Genomic DNA, 23,802 nt, shown 5'->3' on the forward strand with positions numbered 1-23,802 from the left:
AAAAAAGACGTAGCTGAAGCCGTTCTCCATTCGGATCAAGGCTATCAGTATACGTCTTATGCATACAACAAGCGATTAGAAGCATATGGCATAAAAGGCAGCCACTCTCGCAAAGGAAACTGCCTAGATAACGCCTGTGTAGAATCCTTCTTTTCGCACCTCAAGACAGAGAAGTTGTATCTATACCAGTGTAAATCGGAAAGTGAATTAAGACAAGCCGTTGAAGATTATATTTACTATTATAATTATCAACGATTTCAATCTAAACTCAATCAGCGTGCGCCGATTGAGTTTAGACACGCACTAGCTGCATAGTTTTTTTATATTGTCTACTTGACAGGGATAAGACCATAGTTACGGTCTTTTTACTAAACATTCAAGTCTCTTTTTTTATAATAAACATAGGTTACGATCAAAAGTGATAGAATCAATACTAGTGAAATTACTACAAAAATCACATCTAAACCACCGCCATACATGACATTTTTCGCTTCGAAATATTTAAAGGGTGTAAAATATCTTAAGCCTTTAATGTTCTCATTTAAGTCGATAATGATTGATAACATATACATAAGTAATAGGATTCCAGTAGATACTGATGCAGCCGTTTTTGGTTTCTTTTTTACAGCAGCGAGTGCGCTGCCAATAACCATGAACAAGACCTGCAAAATAAACATTGCCGCCATTAAGATGGCGATTTCACTATTAACCTCTTCACCATTGCTATATTTCCCTAAAAGGATAATAGAAGAAACGAATGTTACGAGATTAAAGATCACGATATTTGTGAATGCTGCCATTAACTTTGCTGTAATAACTTTACTTCTAGATACTGGTTTTACGAATAAAAACTCAGATGTTTTATCCCGTTCTTCTTTGGCAATTATGGTTGCTCCGATCATTACCGCATGAATAGTTGCCATTAATAATAAATAGAGAAAAAGCATACCATAGTAACCGCTGGCCTTCGTTAAGTCTAAATCACTAAAACCTAATACAGCCCGCAGCGACTTTGGAATATCTGCCATCAAATCATTTATCGATTGGCCCGATGACGAATACGCTTCATATTTAGTCATTCCTGATGCCACCATTAGGAAGACACCGATGCTCCAAAATATGAGCGATTTCCGATGAGATTTCAATTCTTTTATAAATATATTCATGACCGAACCCCTCCATTTAGCTTTCCGTAAGTAAAGCTATCATTCTTAAACAGAATGGATATCCTTCTTGATATAGACAACATAACTAGTCGCAATGGCAAGAATAATAATAACTGCACCAACAATTAAAAATGTTGCTTCATAGCTAGAATGTTTAATGATATAGGAAGTGTCGAAATATTTAAACGGTGAAAAATAACGTTTTACTTCATCACTATCACTGAACATTCCCACAAAATAAAAAGCAAAGACAGTAGCAAGCGAGACGGTCAACACAGATTTGATTTTTTGGACCATAACGGAAATGATAATTCCTAAAGAAAGGAATATTAGCTGCGTGAAAAAAATTGTAAGCGAAAGCAAAAAGAAAATTTTCAAGCTAAAATCATCAGTCTTAACTTGTAATGCTATAAAGCTAGCTGCAGCGAAATAAACGATATTCGTCATGACAATCGAAACTAGCGCTGCCAATAACTTTGCTGTCAAAATTTTAGTACGAGTAACAGGCTTCGTTAGCAAAAAATCCGCTGTTTTTTCACGTACTTCCTTGTTAACAATGGAAATACCGAGATTCATGGCCTGGATTGCTGCGCAAAGAGTAATAAATGATAATGGGAAGCTATAGAACCCTAGAATCGTAAAGAAATTTTCTTGATTAAACCCAAGTGCATTTCTTATCGCCTCTGGATAATTTTCTAATATTTTCATGAAATCCTCTGCATCCTTAGCAAATGAAGAGTACATCGACATATAAATAGCAATGATCACAATTAACGATAGCGACCATATAATCGTAGACTTTCGATAAGCCTTCAATTCATGCATAAAGATATTCATCGTTTCTTAAGCCTCCTTTTCGTAATAATGTATAAAGATCTCCTCAAGGTCCGGTTCTTCGATCCACAGATTCGCAATTTCAATTTCAGCGATTTTTTTCATCACCGTATTGATATTTCCTTTAAATATAAAGCTGGTTACGTTATTGTTAACTTCTAATTTATTGACCCCGTCGATTTGGAAGTAATTCTTGTCTAGAGCTGATTTCGTCTCAATTTTAAATTTTTTATAGTTATTTTCTTGTAACGTGCTAATCTTTTCTACCGTTACGATTTTACCTTCTTTAATAATGGCAACACGATTACATAATCTTTGAACCTCACTGAGGATGTGCGACGAAAATAAAATCGTAGCACCTTTTTTATTCTCTTCCTCTAATAGTTCAAAGAATTTTTGCTGCATTAATGGATCGAGCCCGCTCGTCGGTTCATCTAAAATAATAAGTTTAGGTTCATGGAGTAGCCCTTGAACAATCCCAACCTTCTTTTTGTTTCCTAAAGAAAGGTCATCAATTTTTTTATTTAAATCCAAATCCATAATTTCTGCTAACTCTTTGATTCTCTTACTGCAATCCTTTTTATAAAAGCTGGCTGAGTATTTTAAAAGGTCCTTTACTTTCATATTGTCATAATAAAAAATTTCTGATGGTAAATAGCCAATTTCCTTTTTTATTTCTGGAGCAAATTGAATACAGTCTTTCCCAAAAATTGTGGCGCTGCCACTTGTGGGGTAAATAATCGATAATAATGTACGAATCGTTGTTGACTTCCCGGCACCATTAGGCCCAATAAAACCGAAAATTTCACCTTGTTCAACATTAAAACTAATATCGGATATTCCTCTTACCTTGCCATAAGTTTTAGTTAGATTTTTAATTTCTATTACGTTCATTTTTAATACCTCCTTATTCATATAAAGAAATTCTTAGTATTTCTAAGTATTCTTCCATTTCGGCCATTGTCCCCTCGATATCGATTTGATCCAAGGATAGTGACAATGCTTTTTCTTGCACTTGATAGGCGAACCCTTCTATTGTCCAATTAATAATGTTGATCGCCTTTTTTATATCAATTCCTTTTTTAAATTTAGAAAAGTCAATATCAGAAAATAATTGATTATAGGATCGTTCGAGTATTTCTTTCGCCTTGCAGTTTATATCAATTTTTATTGCGGAGGAAGAATCTGTATAAGCCGACTTAGCAAAGTTCAACATTTCTGGATAAATTTTATATATTTCGATTTTCAGCAATGAGATTTGTCGATAGCGGGCAAAAATGTCTTTTTCATCCCAATTTATCTTTTCTGTTATTTTTTTCAGTAGAGTATCGATCATATGTTCATATAAGAATATATATAATTGTTTTTTATTTTGAAAATAATGGAATAACAAACCCTTTGATATCCCCGCTTCTTTAACGATTTCATTAGTCGACGCCTTATCATATCCTTTCTGGGCAAATTCCTTCATCGCTGCATTTATTATGCGGTCTTGTTTGTCCTGATCCAGGTTCAAAAATTTTGAATACATTGGAGAAACCCTCTTTTCTTTCATTCTAAAAATTGCAATTGACCACATCAGTCAATCACATTGTACCCCTGTTGACCACAGCGGTCAATAGTGTTCAAGTTGTATTTTTACAAAAAAATGAATTTTTAGAATTTGTAGTTTTAAAATAGTATTTGATCAAATTTATACTCATAACCTTAATGAATGAACAAAAAAAGAGCGTGTTTAAAAAAACTGCTTCACACACACTCTTAGTATTTTTAATTTCATTCTTCTTTTATAAAAAGTTTAATCATATTAAGCATTATTGCCGGTACAAATTAACCTTTCTAATACTTGTGCTACTCCGTCTTCATCATTGGACTTTGTAACGAAATATGCAATTTCTTTTAGTTCAGGTATTGCATTTTCCATAGCGATTGGGAAACCGCAGGCGTGGAAAAGATCTAAATCGTTCCAATCATCACCAAATGCCATTATGTTGTTTATATTTAACTGAATTTGAACACAAAGATCCATTATAGCTTGTTTTTTAGAAACACCTTTGGCCATAATTTGAATTAAAGTTCCCGAATCAGTACATACAGTGTTTACTTTATGTTCAAATTGCTTTTGTAATTTTTCGTAATATGGATATTGTGTGATTAATAATTTCGAAGCTTTAATTTCTTTCAATTCATCTAACGAAACTACAATTGGATTTACAATTGCATTCATAGCTTTACTATAATCTAGCGTCTTGTTGCTATACCATGTATCTTCAGATTCGATAGAAAGACAAGCACCTGAATGATGAGTAATTACATATTCAATAATTTCATTTTTGATAGCTGATTCAACTGGATAATGTTGTCTGTACTCTGATGTATAATCAATGATTAAAGCGCCGTTGTAATACACAATCGGTCCCATTTCTTGAAGTTCCCAAGGAAGAAAGTCTTTTACTGAACGCGGGGGTCTTGCAGTCGCGAAAATAACAGTTATTCCTTGTCTATAACATTCGAGGATAGCTTGTAAGTTTCTATTAGAAATTTCTTTTTGTGAATTTAGTAGTGTACCATCTAAGTCTAAAACAATTCCTTTAACATTCGATATAAGGTCCATGTGAGCATCTCCTTGTTTGAAAATATCTTTTTCATATTCTATATATAGTTCGGAAATCCTCTTTGTTTAAACTTAATCATAAAAACAAACAAAAACTTGACAAAAAATTTTATTTATGTTATGATTATTATTTTATTTGTTGATCAGAATCGTAAGGCGTGGTAAATTATCATATGTAGTAGTTAACTACTATACAAACACATTTCCTAAGGAGGCTTAATCAATGAAGATTTCAAATGGAGTTGCTGCACTTGAATTAAACATACAAGGTTTCGTCTTACATCCTACACTTATCTGGAATGATGAAGAAGCTGTTTTGATTGATACCGGTATGCCTGGTCAGTTAGAACATATACGTACTGCAATGAATAATCTAGGAGTTCCTTTTGAAAAATTAAAGGCAGTCATTGTAACACATCAAGATATAGACCATATCGGAAGCCTTCCAGAAATACTACAAGCATCCTCTAAGCAAATTGATGTGTATGCACACGAGCTTGATAAACCATATATCGAGGGAAAATTCCCACTTATAAAAACAGACCCTGAGCGTATGGATAAAGAAGCATGGGCATCTCTTCCGAAAGAAATGCAATTGTTATATACGAACCCTCCTAAATGTAATGTAAATCAGATTTTAGAAGATGGACAAGAACTTCCGTATTGCGGAGGCATTCAAGTGATTCATACACCAGGACATACTCCGGGACATGTTAGCCTGTATGTAAAGAAAAGCAAAACTCTTGTTGCTGGTGATGCGATGATATGTACAGACGGTTCTTTACAAGGACCTGTTCAGAGAACAACGTTAGACATGAATACAGCCCTTGCTTCTCTGCAAAAATATTTAAATTTTGATATCGAATCGGTCATTTGTTATCACGGAGGCGTATGTATGAATACTCCAAAAGAACAAATTCATAATCTTGTAGAGCAAGTTGAGATATAAAACTCGATAATTAAGTATAAGATGTGTGACTTATTATACTTAAAAAATTAGTAAAATAAATGTTTTATATAGCGAACGCCTCTTTAAGATTCAACTAAAGAGGCGTTCGCTTTTCATTTAAACTTCCTTTTCTTTTGCTACGATTCATAATCCTGTTACACCACAAAACATAAAGACCGTTTAGGAACAGTTATATCAGATCTTGTACTACAAATCCTGTCATGCCTCCATGGGCCTTTATCACTAATCCTTTTGTATCTTATGGAATATCGAAAATTCATTACTGCATTTTCTGTAAGTTATTTTGCACTTTATGGCACGATTGTTCCTTCTCCCTCTAACATCGAATTTTGAGAATCTCTTAGCGTATAAAAACATTAAAATGTGTGTGCTATTCCTGATAATCCTCAAATTCTTTATCATCTACTACGTAAGGGTGAGGATCCTCACGGATAAATCGTACCGCATTTAAACCAATCATCTGAGCAGCGATGGAAGTGTTTCCATCTGGTAAAATAGGCGAAACGGAAAGATCAGCAACTTTAAGATTTTTTGTACCAAAGACGTTGAGGAATCCATCTACTACTCCTTCTTGAATCGTCCTTCCCATCTTACATTGCCCTCCAAAATGAAAGAAGTTCGAATAAGACGCCCTAACATAATTCTCAAGTTGCTTTCGTGTGCCTGTCTTGAAGATATTTTCCGGAGGGTATACAACCTCACCTATGCCGTTATTAAGAGTTCGAGCATGCTGAATAATATTGTAAGTATTGATATATTGATCTACAAGAAAATCTAGATCATCACGATTTTGCAACGGATTGAAAGTAAGCGATGGAGGAGCTTCAAGATTGCTATGTGCTGCCATAATCGTACCCTTACTTTTCGGGTTAAGATCTAAAATGCCGAAACTCATGATATTGGTATCACTGGATCCATCAAAATTCCAACCATTACTGATCACCTCTTGAATAGGAAGAAATAAAGGTACGGGGGCCCCTAACATTTGGAGACGACGACCCTCCAGACTCGCTGAATTCTCTGCTTTAAAAGCACCTAGGGCAATAGGCTGGTCAGGATCAGCCGATAATATCGATACAAGTTGAGATGTCTCCACTCTAACTCCCAGTCCAACATAAGCATGAGTTTGTAGATTGTAACCCACATTTGGACTCTCTATTAATGTTGATATACCTGCTTTAGCCAAATCGCACGATCTGCCGATTCCTGAACGTTGTAGAATGACTGAGGAAGAAAATCCTGCAGAGACGATAACGCCTTTTCTTGCAAACCTTCTTTGTGAAATACCGTTCTTGACAAATTCAACACCAACCGCAATGTTCAGTCCCTGAATTTCTTTAAATAAGATTTTATTAACAGTTGTTTCAGCTAAAATAACCAACTTTCTTCCATCAACTCCAAACCCATCTGGACGAAACGGGTCTCCTTGACTAACAATATTGTCATTTAAATATCCTGTTGCTGTCGATGAACGAACAAATTGACTATTTTTTTCCTGTTGGGTATATTGTGATTTGTAAAATGTACAATCTCTTACACCTGTATTATAGTCCTCAACAATGTCGATACCCAAAACCTTTGCGGTTGCGTTAGTCAAGGTTTCTATCAGCCCATGAGGAGGAATAAGTTGCTGTCTAACAAAAATAGGACCTTCCGTTCCCCTCTCGTTAGAGCATTGTGTTCCCCCTATATAGGTCTCATTTTTCATAAATAAGGAACGAATCTTGTTGTAACTCCATTGATCACCAACAAGTTCTCCCCATTTATCATAAAGTTCTTTACTCCCGCGCACTGCATACATGTTATTAATATTTGAGCTTCCCCCAATTCCCCGACCATTTTGTGAAAAAAGCGGGCGTTCAATGATTTTCTCTAGATTAGAAGTAACATTAAATGTAAACTTATTATCGCTGGCTAAATGAATTGCATCTGTAATGGAAGCACTGCTTAGCTCATTCGTCATATTTGCTCCTGCATCAAGCACTAATACAGAAGTACTTTTGTCATCCGTTAATTCTTTGGCGATTACTCCTCCGGCAGTTCCGGCACCAATCACGATATAATCAAATCCGGTCTGCTCGGTCGGTTGTATAGGTTCTGAAATAGGTTCTGGAATGAGTTCTGGAATCTGAATAGGAAATGCCACAGGAATAAAGAAGCCTCTATTTTTTAATGGCATGAATAATCAAGCTCCTTTTTTGTATTTAGTATATTAAATGTAAAAAGAGCATGTTTTCTTGTGCTATTGTCTTTATTTACCCAAAAATATAAGCTCTATACATTTTCAGTTAACATAATATATCATTATTAAAATTACCTACTTTCAAAAATCCTTTTGTATCAAGGATTTTTCTGATTCTCGGACATTCTGAAATATGCAGGATTTTATATATCGCTGCAGTGGCGCGGCTTTCAGTGTTCAGGTTGTGTGTCGGATATGCTGAAAAATTATATAAAAAAACGCTGATGATAAAAAATCAGCGTTTTTTTATGTATCCTTTATACATGTAAAATCAACATAATGCGCGTTATTGAAATTGAACTACCCCCACCTACCGTTGCACGCTTGAGGTAGGGGTCTTCTCGCCAGATATGATAAATCTTATTTAAATTTCAATACAGGATTCCGAACAATCTATTTGTTTATTTTTTAGATCTCTTTAACGCAATTTCCTGTTATTGAAACCAACGATAAAACTTCCATATAAAAAGCAGGAAAATCATATATCCAAAAAAGGAATATGAATGATGCCATGCTTCGCTATGAATAAACCATCCTAGCTGCTCCGCAAACCGTTCAGAAATACTCATACAAAGTCCAATCAAAATGATAAATATGATTTTTGAAAATGTAGGTAACATTTTCATAATCCACACAAAAAGAGCAGTAGAAGTAGGTAATATGAATAACGTAAATGCGATATTAATTGTAAATATATGCGGGAAGGGTCTCACTGGAAAGGCATACATTTGTTTATGGACAAATAGTAAGTCTAAATATGTTCCGATTAAACAAGAGACAATGATCGTGGCTACAATAGCTTTCAGGTTATTCCTCCCCTGCTTCTTCTCGGAGCAAGACATTTTTTTTGACCAAGATGGCAAGCTCAATTTTTTCAAGCGTTTTGCAGTATTCGTTATAAATCCTTCCATCTGTACTTTCTCCCTTATCGATTAAATAATCCATAATGCGCCAGTCTTCAAACCAGTCTTCACTTTCCGCTTCTTCATGATTAAGGTCTTTCCATGCGTATATTAATCGTGGGCTATATAAGCGATTCGCACCTTTTCTTAATTGGCAGTTTTTTATTCTGCGCTCATAAAAGGCACGAGAGAATGATTCGTTTACATCATAAAACAAATGCGGCCAGTAGTCTTTTCTTGAGCCAGTATGTGGATGATCATGAGTCCAGTTTATTACCCTTTGTAAGATGTTCTCGCGGCGAAATAATAGTGAGTATAATCGTTTTCCAAGTAGAATTCGTTCATGGAGAGAGGTAAAATGTTTCATCGTATCACCGAATAGCAGTGTTTTTTGTTTAGTCTCATCTTTATAAAATGGAAAGAGAATATGATTAAAGCGGAAAAAATCGTAAAGTTTGAATACAATACTATTCAGTACAGTCTTTTTAAAATGTTCATTTTGAATAACCCTTTTTTCTAAATAGCTTTGTTCATTAATGACGGTGGCAATGGCTAATGTATAGCGGTCACCTGTTCTCCAAAAATAGTTCCATATCGTTTCCATAAACGTTGATACATGAAAAAAGGGTAGAAGATAGAATAAATTTTTTGATCTTTTTACACTTTGTTCGTACAACAAAAATTGCGGATATACATCCTTGAAGATTAACCAGTTACCTCGTTCTAAAAAAGAAAAGAAGGTGAGTTGATCTTTCTCTGACAATAGTCTAGTATATAACTCCCCTTTTAAATCGGTCATATTCCAACCGCCATTACGCGATACCATATGTCCAAGCAATGCCCATTGTATTTCTGGGTATCGAAGGTAAAAACGATAATAAGCGTGCGTTCGCGTCACGTTATTTTTGTTGTGCCCAATTGTTTGTTCTTTAATTTTATGAATTAGCATTGTTTCTTCTTCTGTTAACTTCCATGTTTTAACGGGAAGCTGTTTGTTTTCGCATTTTTTCTGTAGTTCATTTTTTACATCTAAAAGAGAATGCGGCATTGGTTTGGAAAAGTCGTTCCATTTCTTTTTCCGATCGTTTTGGTGCATTCCTCATCCTCCCGTTAACATGAATGTTCTTGTATCATTTTATTACAAACGTGGAGAATAAATGATGATTGTTTCTTATTATTATCACTATTAAACCAATGGAGTAAAATATAATTTTCATCCTAAGGCTAAGATTATTTTTGGGTTTGCTGTTTGTTTCATGTAGTTTTGAAATAAAGTTTGATAAAAAATATCCTCTTCGGTAGTATATCTGTAAGAGGGTATTTTTTACTTTTCTGAATTTTCTTAGGTGTTATATTTTATAAATCCAAAGTTAGGTATGTGAAGAATATGCAAAAGAAAATCCGGATGTGAAAGGAGTGGCGAAAGAAAATTTATTTATTTAAGTGATACGATTACCAGGAGAAAATATATAGTTGCAGAGGTTTATTCAGCGAATGGAAAAAGAGTCAATATTATAAAGTGAAACTTTAATCAGTGGGGGTTCCTCATCCCCCACTGATTATTAGTTGAACCAATCGGGCTTTTACGGACAGTTATCCTCCACCTATCTTCTTCGCTTCTCTCTCAATCTTGAGGTGGGGGTCTTACTGTCCGTTAATGCGGGATAAAGGTTGAAAGAGAGAATCTTTAGATATGTAAGGGCAGATAAAAAGATATTCCACCAACTAAAGGGGTGAAGGTATGGCTAAAAAAACACATATTTTAGTAGTTGAAGATGACAATGAGATTAATCAATTACTATGCAATATTATTAGGAAAAATGGATATTCCCCCCAACCTGTTTTCTCCGGAACTGAAGCAGTTATTTATATTGAAAAACAAGATTGGCAATTAATACTCTTGGATTTAATGCTCCCAGGTATGGATGGGGAAAGGATATTAGAAAAAATAAGTGACACAAAGCAAACACCTGTAATTATTATTTCAGCTAAAGGAGAGCTACAAACAAAAATATCAGCTTTACGAGGGGGAGCCGACGATTTTATCACTAAGCCTTTTGATATTGAAGAGGTTTCTGCAAGAATTGACTCACACTTACGAAGATACAATCGTTTAAAAGAACCTATGTTCACTAACCGTTTACAATATAAAGATATTTATTTAGACATGGATACGAAGACTGTATATGTTAATCATTCATTACTCTCTTTAACAGCTAAAGAATATGCCATTTTAGAACTCCTCATGTCTTATCCTAAAAAGGTCTTTACAAAAATGAACCTATTTGAAAATGTATGGGGAGAGGAATTTTTAGGGGATGACAATGCGATTAATGTTCATTTGAGTCATTTAAGAAAGAAACTACTGGAGGCTAATCCAGATGGAGAATATATTGAAACGATTTGGGGTATGGGATATCGATTGAAATAAAGTTGGATTTTCACTTAAACATACATCTGTCTTTGTCATAAAAAACTTAAGTCTTTCTTAAGGGATTTCTTTATTATTTCTTATGTGTTCCTCCCTATACTAGAATTATCCTATAAGAAAGGCGGTACATTACGCTATGAATGAGTTTGTGTTAAAGACTCGTAATCTTTCTAAAAAATATCAGGGGGATTTTGCCATTAAAGATGTCAATCTTACCGTTAGAAAAGGTGAAATTTATGGATTTATTGGACAAAATGGCGCCGGTAAATCAACATTCCTTCGTTTAGCAACGGGGCTTTCCTTTCCCACAAATGGAACAGTAGAATTATTTGGGATCAGTGATCAGAAAGAAATGACGAAAGCGCTAAAACGTGTAGGAGCCATCATTGAATCTCCTGCCCTCTATCCACAAATGACTGCGTTTCAAAATTTAGAGGTACACCGCTTGCAAAAGGGCATTCCTGGAAAAGAGTGTATAAAGAAGACACTGGAATTGGTTGGCCTCCAACATACTGGAAAGAAAAAGACTAAAAACTTTTCCTTAGGTATGAAACAACGACTAGGTTTAGCTATAGCCTTACTTGGTGAACCAGAGTTTTTAATTTTAGATGAACCAACCAATGGATTAGATCCAACTGGTATTATTGAACTTAGGGAACTTCTAAAAAGACTAAATAAAGAAAAAGGACTAACCATTTTAATTTCTAGTCACATTTTGAATGAGCTCCATCAATTAGCTACTCATTATGGCATTATTCACAAAGGGAAATTGTTAGAACAACTATCATCCAGGGAAATGAACGACAAGTGTAGAAAATATATTCATATTAAGGTTGATAGCCCCCAGCAAGCTGCCGTAATCATTGAATCAAAGCTTGAAACAACAAATTTTGAAGTCATGCCAGATGATACAATTAAGTTGTATGAACATATAGATACTTCAGCAAAAGTATCTAAAGTTTTATCAATGAACGGCCTTACCATTGAACAATTTGCTCTAATGGGTGACACATTAGAAAATTACTTTACAAAGTTAATTGGTGGTGAGGATCGTGAATAATTTAATCCAAGCAGAGTTGTTTAAACTAAGAAGAAATAAGGTATTTTGGACACTAATTGTTTTACTCTCTATAGGAGGGATCGGCTATACAACCTTATTGTATTTGGCCTCAAAAGGAATCATCTACCTTATCATTGGCAAGGGGCTTTTTATAGGTGGACCAGATAAGGGGCCCGCACTTAAAACTTCTGGATCAGAAATATTAATGATAACACTGTTTCAGAATCCGTTCTCTCTAACACTAATTATGAGTACGTTGGCGGGTTTTTTCATCTCTAATGATTATGCAACAGGAGTAATGAAGAACACTGCTTTAAGTGGAAATAACAGGATGCAAATATTTATTGCAAAATTCATTACCTATGCCTTGGGTATCACTATTATTTGCTGCATTTGGCCAACTATTGCTACAGTAGGTTCTACTATACTATTTGGTTTTTGGAAAGTATCCGACCATTCTATATTCATTTATATCATGAAAACGGTTTGTTTATATCTTTTACAACTCATTGCATTTTCTTCCATTATCTTGTTTGTTGCAATTGTAGTGGAAGAGAGCGGTAAAGCTATTATTATTTCAATAGGGGTTATATTATTTGTTTATTTTGGTAGTTTACTTTTAGGACAATCTTTTTCCATTGTAAGCAAATTATATCAATATACAGTATTCTACCAACTGTATGAAATAGGAAATCTAAGCATTAATATAATGAAATCTATCCTAACTGCAATCGGTACGGCTCTCGTATTTTTTCTTTTAGGAAGTATAGCCTTCAAAAAGAAAGAAATAAAGTGAAACTTCCATCAGTGGGGGGCTTACTGCACGTTAATGCGGGATAAAATAATTAAGGTAGTAGGTGAGGAAAATTGCTTTTCATAATGCTTTTTATAACGATTCTATCTATCATACTGGCAGTAATTTTTCTCACACGTTTATTTTTAATAAAAAAAGAGTTACGGAGTATGACAAGTACACTTAAAAACTATGCTAATCAAAGAAGCAACCATAAATTAGATATACAACTAATAGATAAGAATATTGAAGAACTTGCTTTTGAAATCAATCATTTAATTGAACATATAGCACAAGCAAACATTGATAAAGCACGTACCGAAAATGAATTAAAACAAGCTATCTCTAACATATCCCATGATTTAAGAACGCCACTTACGTCCATTATAGGGTATATTCAATTTTTAGAATTGCGTGGAATTACCACGGAAGAAAGAGAACATTATTTAGCTATTGTAAAAAATAAAACGAAACGTTTACAAACTTTAATAAATGATTTTTTCGAACTGTCTGTCATAGATTCTAATGATTATCACTTAAGCCCTCAATTAGTAAAAATGAACCATTTAACATGGGAGATCTTAGTTGGTTTTTATGATCAATTTAACAAGAAGAAAATGGAACCAACGATTTGTATACAGCGCGAGGAAATACAAATAATGGATGATGAAGCGGCAATTAAACGTGTCATGGAAAATCTTATTAACAATGCACTTAATCATGCTAGTGGAAATATATCAATCACCCTAAAAAGGGAAACTTCATCAGTCATATTCATGATTAGTAATGACGTTGCAAATGTAAGTCAACAAGACATACCTTTGCTTTTTGACCGATTTTATACGATCAATCATCATCGATCTGAAAAAGGGACTGGATTAGGTTTATCTATTGCGAAAACTCTGATGTTAAAAATGGGTGGGTCTCTTCAAGCAGAATTAAAAGAAGGGCGACTTCATATGATATGTAGGTGGAAAGTTCAAGATTAAACGGTAATTTATAAAGTGAAACTTTATATTGTTGTTATTTAATGTAAAAAAAGATCTTCATTAACGAAGATCTTTTACTTGTTTTGCCGAGGTATTATAAATTTGTCTATATCATTTATAATCTTCTTGAAGAACACTATATATTTCTAAATCAACAATTCCCTTCCCAGACCATAAAGTAGCTTGTCTTAATACTCCTTCTTTTGTGAATCCGTTCTTTAAAAGTACCTTCTTTGATATGTCATTTTCCGGCATAACCTCAGCTTGTATTCTATTTATATGGACATCCTCGAATAAAAACTTTACAACTGCATAAACTGCTTCAGATGCAATCCCTTTTCCCCAGTATTCTTCCGCTAAAAAGTATCCGATTGTGACCATATTTACCTTTCGATTAAAATCCATCGCTTCAATAATTCCAACCAATGTATCACTATTATTCTTTTGAAAAATCCCCCACTTAATTCTACTTTGTTTGTTGTAGTCTCTCTCAAAGTGTTGAATCATTTTACTTACCGTCTTCAAATTATGTTTCGGGATAATTCCGCAGTATTCAAATACTTTATCGTTACTATAGATTGCATATACGTCCTGTAAATGAACATCTTCAATCTTCTTTAATACTAAATTCGTAGATTCCAAAATCGGAAATTCTTCAAAAGCTATTTCAAGATCCATGTTACTCCCCTTCTTTATAAGTATTAAGCTTTACTTTTGAAATATTTGATCGCTTGGATAAGTAGATGGTAAAGAATTTATATAATCCCAACTTATAATCGTCGCACTATCTCTCCCATGCTGCTGATGTACATGCTGTAATACTGTTTCGATACAATTAGCTAGTTGTATGTTCTTTTTATCTGCATAGAGATCTGTATATAAATTGAATGGTTTTTCGTAATATTGTTCCCCGCATTCTAATAGACCATCTGTTACCATTACAATACGGTTATGCCCTGTTCGCAACTCTCGAACTCCAGATGAATAACAAGGAACTGGTAATGAAAATGTATTGATAAAGCCAATCCATTCATAGAAGTTTCGTTGATTCAGAGTGTACTGACCTAATTTATGCAATTCATCATGCAAAAGATATACTAAACAATCCCCAACGGATAACCACCAGAGATAGTTTGCTTTTCGTACACAAATTAAACAAGCCGTCTCTCCTTTTATCCGCTGACAAGATTGTTGAAATGATTCAGATGAAAAAATAGATAATATATGTCTTTCCACAGATTTAAATATCGTTTCTATCGGTTCATCTAACAAGATTTTTAGATTAGAAAACTCATTTTGCATCGTTTGTACTAATAATGCTGTACTTTCCGCACTATAATGAGCATCTAGAATCATAGCGAGTTCCCAGTCGTTATGTGCCCATACTAATGCCCCGTCTTCGTTCTTTTTAGCACCAGCAGTTTTGTTTCCGCCATATCTCCCGATGATTACATCGCCGCATTGATCAATTTTCACTTGATCGATACACATCTCTTCATTCCCTACCCATGAAAATTGCAGAACTTTATCCGTTATATTCATATTCATTCACCAAATACATTTTGATCCTTTCGCATAATTGTTCGATTTCTTTTTCTCTTCCTAGAGGCGCCCCTGGCCAAGTTGCAATTTTTGCTGGAGACCAAAACTCTTGCGGTGTGTTCGGATAACGCGGGATAAGATGCATATGCATATGTGGTACGCCATTTCCAGATACAAATGCATAAATATGTTCCGCATCTTCGCATTTTTTTAAAGCCCGGCTCACTTTACTAACAATGAGCCCGAATGCTTGCGCTTCCTTTTCACTCATTTCCGCTAATCCTGGTATATGTCTTTTCGTATCGATCATCAGATAGCCTAAATATGTTTCCTCTTCTTCCCAATAAACATGTCCAACATAGACAAAGTCATCTTCATAAATGACATCGCCTGGTACGGATATCCTACCTTCGTGTTTCTGACAAATAAAACAGTTTTGATCATGAGAAAACATACATGTACCTCCCATTTTTAAAATAGAAAAACGTATACATCTAAAGGTACTTCCCTGTTCATATGTTACACATTGCCCATTACAGTTGATTCTAAAGCTTCGTTTCTCATTTCCAATATATATCCCTTTAACACATGGTCTCTCCCGCCATTTTTTTCGTACCAGTCTTCAATACGTTTAAGATGAGCCTCGTCACTTCTAATTTTGGATTCAATTTCTACATAATCCTCGTAACTGTCATATTCCCATATAGCGAAAATTTCTATGGTATCATCACCATTATCCTTCATCCATCGACCTATAAGCCGTGAACCATATTTCAGTTGATTCGGTAAATTTGTTTCATTAAAATGCCTGTTAAAAATCTCGACAAACTCGCTTTTTACAATATAAAACTTTCTTCTATAAAACATAAAGCCCCCCTGTCGATGACAATACATTGCCAATTTAAGATTTTAAAATTTCTACTAACCGCTCTAACGGCAATGCATGTACTTGTCTCTCTTTTTGTCCAGTTATCGTTTCTGCCATACACATAGAATTAACAATTGCTTCTTGAACAGATTCAATCGCCGCTTCAAAAATAAAATCTAACTGTTCTGATGGAAACATATTGATAGGATAAGGTGTTTCATTATCGTAAGAATAGCAATTCCCCGTTGAAAAAGTAAGGAAGAAATCCCCGCTTCCTTCTTCTCCGATACCGCCTAATTTAGCCATTGCTAGCGATGCTCTTTTTGATATCCTTTCACATTGTGAAGGTAATAACGGTGCATCCGTTGCTACTGTAACGAGAAGAGAACCTGCATTTTCCGGGGTACTCCACGGTAATGCCACTTCCATTTCATTTAATATACTGCCAACGGGTTTATGATTCATAATAAAATCTTCTCTTCTACCAAAATTGGTTTGTACAAGAGCACCGACTGTGTAAGTCCCAGATTCACATTCAATAATGCGAGAAGAAGTACCGATACCGCCTTTAAATTCAAAACAAATCATTCCTGTACCGCCGCCAACATTTCCTTCTTCGATTACGCCAGATTTAGCATGAAGGATTGCTTCTTCTAAATCTTCGTATGTCATGGATGTTTTTTCTAAATCACTTAACCATCCATCCCACGTCTCTGCTACTATTCCATTTGAGAAAGGTTCTAAATTTTCAATTCTTCTTGTAGCACGCGAAAGAAAATGATGTGCTAATCCAAGTAAATGACTGCCAGTGAAAACAATCGGAGTTACTAAAGTACCTGTTTCATCAATCCAATGACTTCCTGTGAATTCACCCGTTCCATTAAAAGAAAAAAAGCCTGCTGGAAAATGCGATCCAGCTAGATTCCCGTTGTTAGGTAGAATAACGGTAAGTCCGGAACAAACATCCTTATCTAAAATCGTTTTGTGACCGACGATTACACCTTCTACATCTGTAATCGCATTACATATTCCTGGTTTTAATTTTCCGATATGAATATCTAAATCTCTTAGTCTTTTTCTTTGCATTGTAGACCCCTTAAATAATATGTATTTTATATATTAGTAACGAAGAATATATAATATTTTCATTCTATTCCATTAATTAGGAAAATTCAATTGTTTATAGAGCAAAACTTCTAATGATGGAATTTTACTGTCTGTTAATACATGATAAACACAAAAAAGAGGTTATTGAGCGTTATATTCAACAACCTCTTTTTAAAAAATTAACTGATAATTCCGTCTGCAACACCATTCACTTTTGCCTCTTCTGCTGCTAGAGATAATAACTGCACAACAACATTGCTAGGATCATTTTATCCCCTTCACGATAATCAATAAATCTACATAGATTTTCCTTTCAAAATAAGTTCTGTTTTCAAACTATCCTTCGGTAACAACCAACCTTGCTTTTGCAAGGCTTGAATAAATAATTCCCTTTGTTTCCTAGCTGTTTTTTCATCATTAACTTTAAAAGAGACTTCAACAATATAATCCTCTTCTTTATTTCCGGTATGATCTAGCGGCCAAACTTCTATATCTGTATTCAATTTATTATATTTTCCTTGATATCGATCAACTAACACAGGTCCAAAAATATGAGATTGATTCAATATATTTTTAGCCCAATTTTTATATAGCCAATTATTCATTTTGTCTGGAAGCTTATCAATCATCATTTTCCTTGCTTCCTTTTCCCCTGGTAACTGAAGCAGACCATATCCTTTTGCTTGGTGACTCTTTTTATTAGAAATGCTTAATGTTTTCTTTTCAAATCCCCAATCAATTTGCGCTTCATAGTTATTAGATTTTTGGTCAAAGCCTACCTTTTTTGCTAGTACTAATGCCTCTTGAATATCATCATTTTGAATTGGATATCTTTTCTTATATGTTAGTTCGAAGTCTTGTTCTGACTCTTTCTTCCGAATCCTTGCTGTCCACCCTGCATCATATAAATCTTTTTCATTCGTATCTAAAAATTGTACATTTATCTTTTCCGAACTTGAACTAGCTTGAAAATATTCTAGTACAGATTTGTTTAATTTTCCTTTATCGTTTATTACTTGTTCCGGTTTTAATAGTAGCTTTACTTCAAAATTTGGCTCCATTACACTTGCTGCCCCTACTCCGTTCATGCCATATAAATATAAAGAAAAGAAACTGATACAAATACAAATAAGCTTTTTCACAAAATCCTCCCCCTTATATTATTTAAAACTTATTTCTTCAGCTAAAGTAGCCGAATAGATGTGTTTAAATCCACATTCCATTAATTTCTGTTGTAATTGATCAGTATCGTTTTTAGATGCATGAACGAGTAAAGTATATTGGGGCGATATATTTTGAAGCATTCCCTTAACTTCTTCTATGCCTTGGTGAACTTTATATGGAATATATTGAGTATTAAGTCCTCGTCCATTTTTTATTTTTTCTGCGAAACTTCCTTTTGCGATATTCCCTGTAAAAATAATGGTATTACGATTGTCCGTTTTTAATTGTTTGTACAAAATCTTCGCATCATCTGTCTGCATATTTGCATCCCGTATAAGAATGATTTGTGCACAATTATTCTTTTGCAGTTTTATCCTTCCGTTTATTAGGAATATATTCCGTACCTCTGTATCTTTTTTGGGAAACACATTTTCTTTTAGCCATTCTGTATATTGTTTCATTTTTTCTAAACCATTTTTTATTTCGCTATCTACGAGTATAGGGATCTCATGATATCGTTTTTGTAAGAGCATTAATAAATCTTGAGCTCTGCCTAATGGAGGAACGGGTAATAAAACTGTACCATTCTTTCTTAATGTTTCGTCTATTTCATCAAATAGCTGGAAAATTCGTTCCTTCTGAGACGTACAATCTGTATGATATCCAGCGTCCAGAATCGCTAATTTTATAGATTTTTTTAAATTCGTAGGTAAATCAGCTCGTAATAAACATGATTCTGGTGTATAGTCTCCAGAATAAAAAACATACGCTCCGTTCATATCCACTAAAAACCACACAGCCCCTAACACATGCCCACTATATCCCCATTGAAAACGTAAGCTAGATGTAACATCAATCCACTCATTTGGGCGACTCATTTGATCAATACATATATAATCTAAATTTTCTATATCATATTGATTATATGGTAAGTCTTCTCCTTTTTCTTTATTGTAGCTTTTCCATTTTTCAAAATATAATGGGAGCTGCTGCAGTGTATAACTAGTGATCCAAATTTTTTTCTTATATCCATATTTAGTTAAAAGCGGAAGCCCCATTGTATGATCTTCGTGAATATGGGATATGAAAACTGCTTGTAAAAATGGGATGGTTTCTTTTTCTATTTTGGGATAACAATCTGTACAAGAGCGATGAATGCCACAATCAAACAGAAGCGTTTCCGCTTTATTCTCTATAAAGTAGCAGGACCGTCCATATTCTCCAGCTCCTCCCCACACTTTCACTCTCATGAACTTATTCCTTTCTTTTTTTCTTGTAAATATTGAAGAAGTAACAAACAAAGTGTAGTTAGCCCTACTGAAGCGACAGCCATAGCCATGCCTACCGAAACATTACCTTGTTCAAACTGGGCAAAAATAAATGTTGCTGATGTTTCCACAGATGGTGGTACTACAAGAAGTGATGCGACCAATTCTCGTATCGAAATAATAAATGTCATGGCCCACCCAGCAAGAATACCCGGAACAATAAGTGGCATGATAATCTTCCGAAATATATATAATGGGCTTCCAGAAAATATATTTCCAGCATATAGAAGCGAATCATCAATTTGTCCTAATGAAGCTTTCACATATTGCACCGTGTATGGTAAAAAGAGTACAACATATGTAACGATAACCATAACCGATGTATTATAAATTGGAAGCGGCATAAATGGTGCGTTCCAAAATAAAATGAGCCCTACAACCATAACAATACTCGGAACTGTATTGGGTAAAATACCGCAAATATCAATAAATTTTTCTGATACTTTCTTTCCCTTTCGAATTATGAGTGCTAAAAATACACCGATAATTGTTGCTATAAATGCTGTTATAAACGAAAAGATGAAACTATTCCATAACGCTTTCATTCCTGGAGATCCATTTGCAAATAATGCTTTATAATGAACTAGGGAGAAATTATCAAAGTGTAAGCCCCCGCCTCTCAATTTGGAGAAAGAGGCAATCAAAATTGAAAAATATGGTATACCGATTGCAACGACGAGTAAACATACAACATATCCCCATGCTAAAATGCGAGAAGTACGAGAAAGAGCGTACGTTTTGGACCTTACTCCTTTCCCGCTTACCATTGAATAGGAATACTTTTGACTTAGCACATTTTGTATGTACCAAATCACCATACAAGCGCTTAATAATAAAGAAGATAAGGCTGTCGCACTTCCGAAATCAATAGGCCAGCTTGATATGAATTTATGAATCTCTGATGTTAATACGTGAAAACCGATTCTTTTCCCAAAGGTTGCTGGTGTTCCAAATTCCGCGATCGTTTTTACAAAAATAAGGAGCGCTCCCATCGCATAACTTGATAACAGTAATGGAAAGACAATCTTCCTTAACCAATATGCAAAATTCCCCCCATGAACAGCAGCAGCTTCCTCTTTACTGCTGCCAATTTGAAGTAACGTATTTTTTAACATAAAGTATAAGAATGGAAATAAGTGCAAACTCATAATGAGAACCATACCACCTAAACTAAAAAAGGAAGCTGACACTGTTTTCAAAGATGGAAAGAACTGCTCAAAGTATCCATTAGGTTGCATAAACAAAATCCAACCCATCGATCCAATATAAGGAGGTGTCATAAATGGAATCATAAAAATAATGTCAAGTTTACGATACTTTCCTATTTCTGTTTTACTCATAATAAACGCAAGTGGCAGTGCAAATAGTGTTGCTTCCATCACAACAAGCACACCAAGAAGCATAGAATTCATAAAGACTTCTACTAATCCGCCACTACCAATCACTTCGAATGGTTTCAAAAGATTCCATACACCATCTTCATATACACTAGACAATAAGATAAGGACAATCGGAATGACAATTAACATTGTCACAAGTAGCAACGCAATCGCCATTCCCAGTTGTTTAACTGATATCATTCGACTTAACATATACATTCACCATCTTACTGGAACATTTTTTTAAATTTTTTACTGTCCTCTTCTTGTTCTTTTTGGATTGTTTTCCAATCAATTTGGATTGTTGGAATTTCGTCTGTATTTGGCCGTTTCCCAGCTTTCAGATCCTTTCTACCCGGTAACAAATAAGCATCTGAAACAAGCTTTTGTGCTTCATCAGACAATAAATAATCAATAAATTGCTTAGCAGATTCCACATTTTTAGCATCTTTCATAATCCCAGCTACACGCGGGCTGATAACTGTTCCGCTTTTTGGATATACAATGTCTATTGGTTCACCTTTTTCTTTTGCACTATAAACCATATAATCTACACCAGCTAAGACTATATCCTTTGCACCTGTTATAACTGGGTCTAATGCCTCTTGATTTGCACCTGATACTGTAGCTTTGTTTTTCTTAATTTGTTCAAATAAATTCCATCCAGCTTCTCCATTCTTTTTTACATAACCTGTTACAAAATCGAGCGCTGAACCTGATAAAGTTGGATCTGGGATATTTACTTTTCCTTCCCACTCACTCTTCGTCACGTCAGTCCAATCACTAGGCGCTGTTTTTACATTTTTTGTATTATAAACAATACCTAGTGCTGAGGCACTATATCCAAAATAATGTCCATTTTCATCAGACCATTCTGGACGAAGTTGATTTACTTGTTTCGCATCTTTATACGCCATTGTTTGTCCATCCTTTTTTAATCCTTCCATCGCTGGTAAAGATGCTAAGACAACAACATCAACAACTGGCTTCTTCTTTTCTGCTTCTATCCTCGCTAAAATCTTTCCAGTTGTTCCTTGAAACATTTCTACTTTTATTCCTGTTTTTTTCTCGAATTCTTTTTGAATTTTTTCTGCCAATTCTTTTGGACCTGCGCTATACACAACAATTTTCTTTTCATTGTTCTTCTTGCCTTTTGCATTGGTACTGTTCGTTTTCGTGTTACATCCAGTCATTAAAATGGTAATGAGTAATGTGCATATGACTACAAACTTATGCCAACTGACTTGTTTCATGTGTTTCCCCTCCAATTGTATGAATACGATTTAACGGTACATATAATGACACCGCTTTTCCGATACTTAACTTCGTGTTGTGATAGGCAGTCCATATCCCAAGATGCCCCATGTCTACTTTTACTTCATAATGTCCGCCAAGATATGTAACATGTTTGATTTGCCCTAAATATGATTGACATACATCGCTTTTCGTCCAACTAATATGTTCTGGACGAATCATTTGTTTATTCTTTACAAGCCAGTTTGTTTTCCCAACAAACTGAGCAACGAATTCATGAGAAGGTCGTTCATAAATTTCTTCCGGTCTTCCCTTTTGCAGTACTTCCCCCTGTTTCATTACGATAACTTGATTGGACATCGACATCGCTTCTGTCTGATCATGAGTTACATATAATGCCGTTAATCCGATTGATTGTACAATGTCCATGAGCTCCCATCTCATTTCCTCTCGTAAAATTGCATCCAAAGCACTTAGCGGTTCATCGAATAAAATAAAATGGGGTTTTGTCACAATCGCCCTTGCAAAAGCGACCCGTTGTTGTTGTCCACCCGATAACTCATGAGGATATCTTTTTTCTAATCCTTCTAATCGAACACGTTTAATCGCATCCATCACGTTTTCTTGTAAGCGTTCAGTTTGTTTGGAAGCTCGCAAGCCAAATGCGACATTTTCAAATACTGTCATATGGGGCCATAAAGCAAAATCTTGAAAAACCATACCAATTCTTCGTTTATGAGGAGATATTTTTACTTTTTGAAAAGAAGAATATACACATTTATCTCCAAAGTAAATTTCTCCTCCATCTGGTTCCTCCAGTCCCGCAATCATTCTGAGCAGTGTTGTCTTACCACATCCTGATGGTCCAAGTAATGTTGTGAATTGACCATGTTTCATTACAATATCAAGTGGTTTCAATACTTGAGTTGTTCCATATGTTTTTTCTAATCCACGAATACAAATATCCATTTCCCCACCCTCTTTTTATTCCACTTTTATGACATTGAAAGTTCAAATAAACAATTTCAATTCTATAAATTACACTTTTTGGAACTTTCTTTCATTTTAACTAAGAAGATTATATACAATGTTAATCCTTCGTAAAGATTGAGTTAAAAAAACTATAAACAACTGTTTATTTCTATAGATTTTTTCTATA

At 34.6% G+C, this 23,802-nt stretch carries 23 protein-coding genes and 1 pseudogene; 6 read left to right on the forward strand and 18 right to left on the reverse strand.

Features of this window, described 5'->3' with window-relative positions; translation table 11 throughout:
- Positions 1 to 315, forward strand: a 315-nt coding sequence (locus tag BM211_RS09955) for an IS3 family transposase (RefSeq protein WP_141771581.1), incomplete at its 5' end; no start/stop codon positions are given.
- Between the two features lie 53 nt (positions 316 to 368).
- On the opposite strand, the gene BM211_RS09960 is transcribed toward BM211_RS09955, so the two are convergent.
- The 5 genes from BM211_RS09960 to BM211_RS09980 form a co-directional block, all read right to left on the reverse strand.
- Complete coding sequence (locus tag BM211_RS09960; RefSeq protein ID WP_090996728.1) at positions 369 to 1,166, reverse strand: ABC transporter permease subunit; 798 nt, start codon at positions 1,164 to 1,166, stop codon at positions 369 to 371.
- A gap of 45 nt (positions 1,167 to 1,211) precedes the next feature.
- A complete protein-coding gene (locus BM211_RS09965) occupies positions 1,212 to 2,003 on the reverse strand; it encodes an ABC transporter permease subunit (protein ID WP_035432122.1) in 792 nt (263 codons plus the stop codon).
- A 6-nt stretch (positions 2,004 to 2,009) separates the two neighbouring features.
- The gene (locus tag BM211_RS09970; RefSeq protein ID WP_035432123.1) at positions 2,010 to 2,894 is read right to left on the reverse strand and encodes an ABC transporter ATP-binding protein; all 885 of its coding nucleotides are present in this window, start codon (positions 2,892 to 2,894) and stop codon (positions 2,010 to 2,012) included.
- A gap of 13 nt (positions 2,895 to 2,907) precedes the next feature.
- Positions 2,908 to 3,579, reverse strand: coding sequence for a TetR/AcrR family transcriptional regulator (locus tag BM211_RS09975; RefSeq protein ID WP_231559694.1), 672 nt, complete (start codon positions 3,577 to 3,579; stop codon positions 2,908 to 2,910).
- Positions 3,580 to 3,807: 228 nt separating this feature from the next.
- Positions 3,808 to 4,614 (reverse strand): Cof-type HAD-IIB family hydrolase, encoded by an 807-nt coding sequence (locus BM211_RS09980; protein ID WP_035432127.1) that lies wholly within the window; start codon positions 4,612 to 4,614, stop codon positions 3,808 to 3,810.
- Positions 4,615 to 4,837: 223 nt separating this feature from the next.
- Here BM211_RS09980 and BM211_RS09985 point away from each other — a divergent pair, with 223 nt between their 5' ends.
- Positions 4,838 to 5,563, forward strand: a complete 726-nt coding sequence (locus BM211_RS09985) for an MBL fold metallo-hydrolase (protein ID WP_035432129.1) — start codon at positions 4,838 to 4,840, stop codon at positions 5,561 to 5,563.
- Between the two features lie 391 nt (positions 5,564 to 5,954).
- On the opposite strand, the gene BM211_RS09990 is transcribed toward BM211_RS09985, so the two are convergent.
- The 3 genes from BM211_RS09990 to BM211_RS10000 form a co-directional block, all read right to left on the reverse strand.
- Complete coding sequence (locus tag BM211_RS09990; RefSeq protein ID WP_090996730.1) at positions 5,955 to 7,763, reverse strand: GMC family oxidoreductase; 1,809 nt, start codon at positions 7,761 to 7,763, stop codon at positions 5,955 to 5,957.
- A gap of 497 nt (positions 7,764 to 8,260) precedes the next feature.
- Positions 8,261 to 8,668, reverse strand: a complete 408-nt coding sequence (locus BM211_RS09995; RefSeq protein ID WP_090996733.1) for a CBO0543 family protein — start codon at positions 8,666 to 8,668, stop codon at positions 8,261 to 8,263.
- Positions 8,634 to 9,824, reverse strand: a complete 1,191-nt coding sequence (locus BM211_RS10000; protein ID WP_090996736.1) for a DUF2515 domain-containing protein — start codon at positions 9,822 to 9,824, stop codon at positions 8,634 to 8,636. The genes BM211_RS09995 and BM211_RS10000 overlap by 35 nt, the downstream gene beginning before the upstream one ends.
- 645 nt (positions 9,825 to 10,469) lie before the next feature.
- On the opposite strand from BM211_RS10000, the gene BM211_RS10005 reads away from it, so the two are divergent.
- The 4 genes from BM211_RS10005 (at position 10,470) to BM211_RS10020 (ending at position 14,001) form a co-directional block, all read left to right on the forward strand.
- Positions 10,470 to 11,159 (forward strand): response regulator transcription factor, encoded by a 690-nt coding sequence (locus BM211_RS10005; protein WP_035432132.1) that lies wholly within the window; start codon positions 10,470 to 10,472, stop codon positions 11,157 to 11,159.
- A 136-nt stretch (positions 11,160 to 11,295) separates the two neighbouring features.
- Positions 11,296 to 12,219: an ABC transporter ATP-binding protein gene (locus BM211_RS10010; protein WP_090996739.1), complete on the forward strand. Its 924-nt coding sequence runs from the start codon at positions 11,296 to 11,298 to the stop codon at positions 12,217 to 12,219.
- The gene (locus tag BM211_RS10015; RefSeq protein WP_177206910.1) at positions 12,212 to 13,015 is read left to right on the forward strand and encodes an ABC transporter permease; all 804 of its coding nucleotides are present in this window, start codon (positions 12,212 to 12,214) and stop codon (positions 13,013 to 13,015) included. Before BM211_RS10010 ends, BM211_RS10015 begins: the two co-directional genes overlap by 8 nt.
- 167 nt (positions 13,016 to 13,182) lie before the next feature.
- A complete protein-coding gene (locus BM211_RS10020; protein ID WP_256217061.1) occupies positions 13,183 to 14,001 on the forward strand; it encodes a sensor histidine kinase in 819 nt (272 codons plus the stop codon).
- Between the two features lie 111 nt (positions 14,002 to 14,112).
- On the opposite strand, the gene BM211_RS10025 is transcribed toward BM211_RS10020, so the two are convergent.
- From BM211_RS10025 to BM211_RS10065, 10 genes and pseudogenes are all read right to left on the reverse strand, one after another.
- Positions 14,113 to 14,679 carry a GNAT family N-acetyltransferase gene (locus tag BM211_RS10025; RefSeq protein WP_090996744.1) on the reverse strand — a complete coding sequence of 189 codons (567 nt, stop codon included), beginning with the start codon at positions 14,677 to 14,679 and terminating at the stop codon, positions 14,113 to 14,115.
- 30 nt (positions 14,680 to 14,709) lie between these two features.
- Positions 14,710 to 15,549: a PP2C family serine/threonine-protein phosphatase gene (locus tag BM211_RS10030; RefSeq protein ID WP_090996746.1), complete on the reverse strand. Its 840-nt coding sequence runs from the start codon at positions 15,547 to 15,549 to the stop codon at positions 14,710 to 14,712.
- Positions 15,527 to 15,997 carry an HIT family protein gene (locus BM211_RS10035; RefSeq protein WP_090996749.1) on the reverse strand — a complete coding sequence of 157 codons (471 nt, stop codon included), beginning with the start codon at positions 15,995 to 15,997 and terminating at the stop codon, positions 15,527 to 15,529. The genes BM211_RS10030 and BM211_RS10035 overlap by 23 nt, the downstream gene beginning before the upstream one ends.
- Positions 15,998 to 16,062: 65 nt before the next feature.
- Positions 16,063 to 16,410 carry an NIPSNAP family protein gene (locus BM211_RS10040; protein WP_090996752.1) on the reverse strand — a complete coding sequence of 116 codons (348 nt, stop codon included), beginning with the start codon at positions 16,408 to 16,410 and terminating at the stop codon, positions 16,063 to 16,065.
- A gap of 34 nt (positions 16,411 to 16,444) precedes the next feature.
- Entirely contained in the window at positions 16,445 to 17,497 is a 1,053-nt protein-coding gene (locus tag BM211_RS10045; RefSeq protein ID WP_090996755.1) for a P1 family peptidase, read from the reverse strand.
- Positions 17,498 to 17,814: 317 nt separating this feature from the next.
- Positions 17,815 to 18,656: pseudogene (locus BM211_RS10050) on the reverse strand (hypothetical protein); the annotation flags it as partial.
- 22 nt (positions 18,657 to 18,678) lie between these two features.
- Positions 18,679 to 19,932, reverse strand: coding sequence for an MBL fold metallo-hydrolase (locus tag BM211_RS25885; protein WP_141771617.1), 1,254 nt, complete (start codon positions 19,930 to 19,932; stop codon positions 18,679 to 18,681).
- On the reverse strand, positions 19,929 to 21,602 hold the full coding sequence (locus BM211_RS25890; RefSeq protein WP_141771618.1) for an ABC transporter permease: 1,674 nt from the start codon (positions 21,600 to 21,602) through the stop codon (positions 19,929 to 19,931). Before BM211_RS25890 ends, BM211_RS25885 begins: the two co-directional genes overlap by 4 nt.
- 14 nt (positions 21,603 to 21,616) lie before the next feature.
- Entirely contained in the window at positions 21,617 to 22,642 is a 1,026-nt protein-coding gene (locus tag BM211_RS10060) for an ABC transporter substrate-binding protein (protein ID WP_090996758.1), read from the reverse strand.
- Positions 22,620 to 23,612, reverse strand: coding sequence for an ABC transporter ATP-binding protein (locus tag BM211_RS10065; protein ID WP_090996761.1), 993 nt, complete (start codon positions 23,610 to 23,612; stop codon positions 22,620 to 22,622). The genes BM211_RS10060 and BM211_RS10065 overlap by 23 nt, the downstream gene beginning before the upstream one ends.
- Between the last annotated feature and the right edge of the window lie 190 nt (positions 23,613 to 23,802).

The organism is Bacillus sp. 491mf (genome assembly GCF_900112415.1).
Classification (GTDB): Bacteria; Bacillota; Bacilli; order Bacillales; family Bacillaceae_G; genus Bacillus_A.

What these genes read in the sequence shown, in the direction of transcription:
- BM211_RS09960 (WP_090996728.1), bottom strand. Translation starts at nt 1,166, where the DNA reads ATGAATATATTTATAAAAGAATTGAAATCTCATCGGAAATCGCTCATA.
- BM211_RS09965 (WP_035432122.1), bottom strand. Translation starts at nt 2,003, where the DNA reads ATGAATATCTTTATGCATGAATTGAAGGCTTATCGAAAGTCTACGATT.
- BM211_RS09970 (WP_035432123.1), bottom strand. Translation starts at nt 2,894, where the DNA reads ATGAACGTAATAGAAATTAAAAATCTAACTAAAACTTATGGCAAGGTA.
- BM211_RS09975 (WP_231559694.1), bottom strand. Translation starts at nt 3,579, where the DNA reads ATGTGGTCAATTGCAATTTTTAGAATGAAAGAAAAGAGGGTTTCTCCA.
- BM211_RS09980 (WP_035432127.1), bottom strand. Translation starts at nt 4,614, where the DNA reads ATGGACCTTATATCGAATGTTAAAGGAATTGTTTTAGACTTAGATGGT.
- BM211_RS09985 (WP_035432129.1), top strand. Translation starts at nt 4,838, where the DNA reads ATGAAGATTTCAAATGGAGTTGCTGCACTTGAATTAAACATACAAGGT.
- BM211_RS09990 (WP_090996730.1), bottom strand. Translation starts at nt 7,763, where the DNA reads ATGCCATTAAAAAATAGAGGCTTCTTTATTCCTGTGGCATTTCCTATT.
- BM211_RS09995 (WP_090996733.1), bottom strand. Translation starts at nt 8,668, where the DNA reads ATGTCTTGCTCCGAGAAGAAGCAGGGGAGGAATAACCTGAAAGCTATT.
- BM211_RS10000 (WP_090996736.1), bottom strand. Translation starts at nt 9,824, where the DNA reads ATGCACCAAAACGATCGGAAAAAGAAATGGAACGACTTTTCCAAACCA.
- BM211_RS10005 (WP_035432132.1), top strand. Translation starts at nt 10,470, where the DNA reads ATGGCTAAAAAAACACATATTTTAGTAGTTGAAGATGACAATGAGATT.
- BM211_RS10010 (WP_090996739.1), top strand. Translation starts at nt 11,296, where the DNA reads ATGAATGAGTTTGTGTTAAAGACTCGTAATCTTTCTAAAAAATATCAG.
- BM211_RS10020 (WP_256217061.1), top strand. Translation starts at nt 13,183, where the DNA reads ATGACAAGTACACTTAAAAACTATGCTAATCAAAGAAGCAACCATAAA.
- BM211_RS10025 (WP_090996744.1), bottom strand. Translation starts at nt 14,679, where the DNA reads ATGGATCTTGAAATAGCTTTTGAAGAATTTCCGATTTTGGAATCTACG.
- BM211_RS10030 (WP_090996746.1), bottom strand. Translation starts at nt 15,549, where the DNA reads ATGAATATGAATATAACGGATAAAGTTCTGCAATTTTCATGGGTAGGG.
- BM211_RS10035 (WP_090996749.1), bottom strand. Translation starts at nt 15,997, where the DNA reads ATGTTTTCTCATGATCAAAACTGTTTTATTTGTCAGAAACACGAAGGT.
- BM211_RS10040 (WP_090996752.1), bottom strand. Translation starts at nt 16,410, where the DNA reads ATGTTTTATAGAAGAAAGTTTTATATTGTAAAAAGCGAGTTTGTCGAG.
- BM211_RS10045 (WP_090996755.1), bottom strand. Translation starts at nt 17,497, where the DNA reads ATGCAAAGAAAAAGACTAAGAGATTTAGATATTCATATCGGAAAATTA.
- BM211_RS25885 (WP_141771617.1), bottom strand. Translation starts at nt 19,932, where the DNA reads ATGAGAGTGAAAGTGTGGGGAGGAGCTGGAGAATATGGACGGTCCTGC.
- BM211_RS25890 (WP_141771618.1), bottom strand. Translation starts at nt 21,602, where the DNA reads ATGTTAAGTCGAATGATATCAGTTAAACAACTGGGAATGGCGATTGCG.
- BM211_RS10060 (WP_090996758.1), bottom strand. Translation starts at nt 22,642, where the DNA reads ATGAAACAAGTCAGTTGGCATAAGTTTGTAGTCATATGCACATTACTC.
- BM211_RS10065 (WP_090996761.1), bottom strand. Translation starts at nt 23,612, where the DNA reads ATGGATATTTGTATTCGTGGATTAGAAAAAACATATGGAACAACTCAA.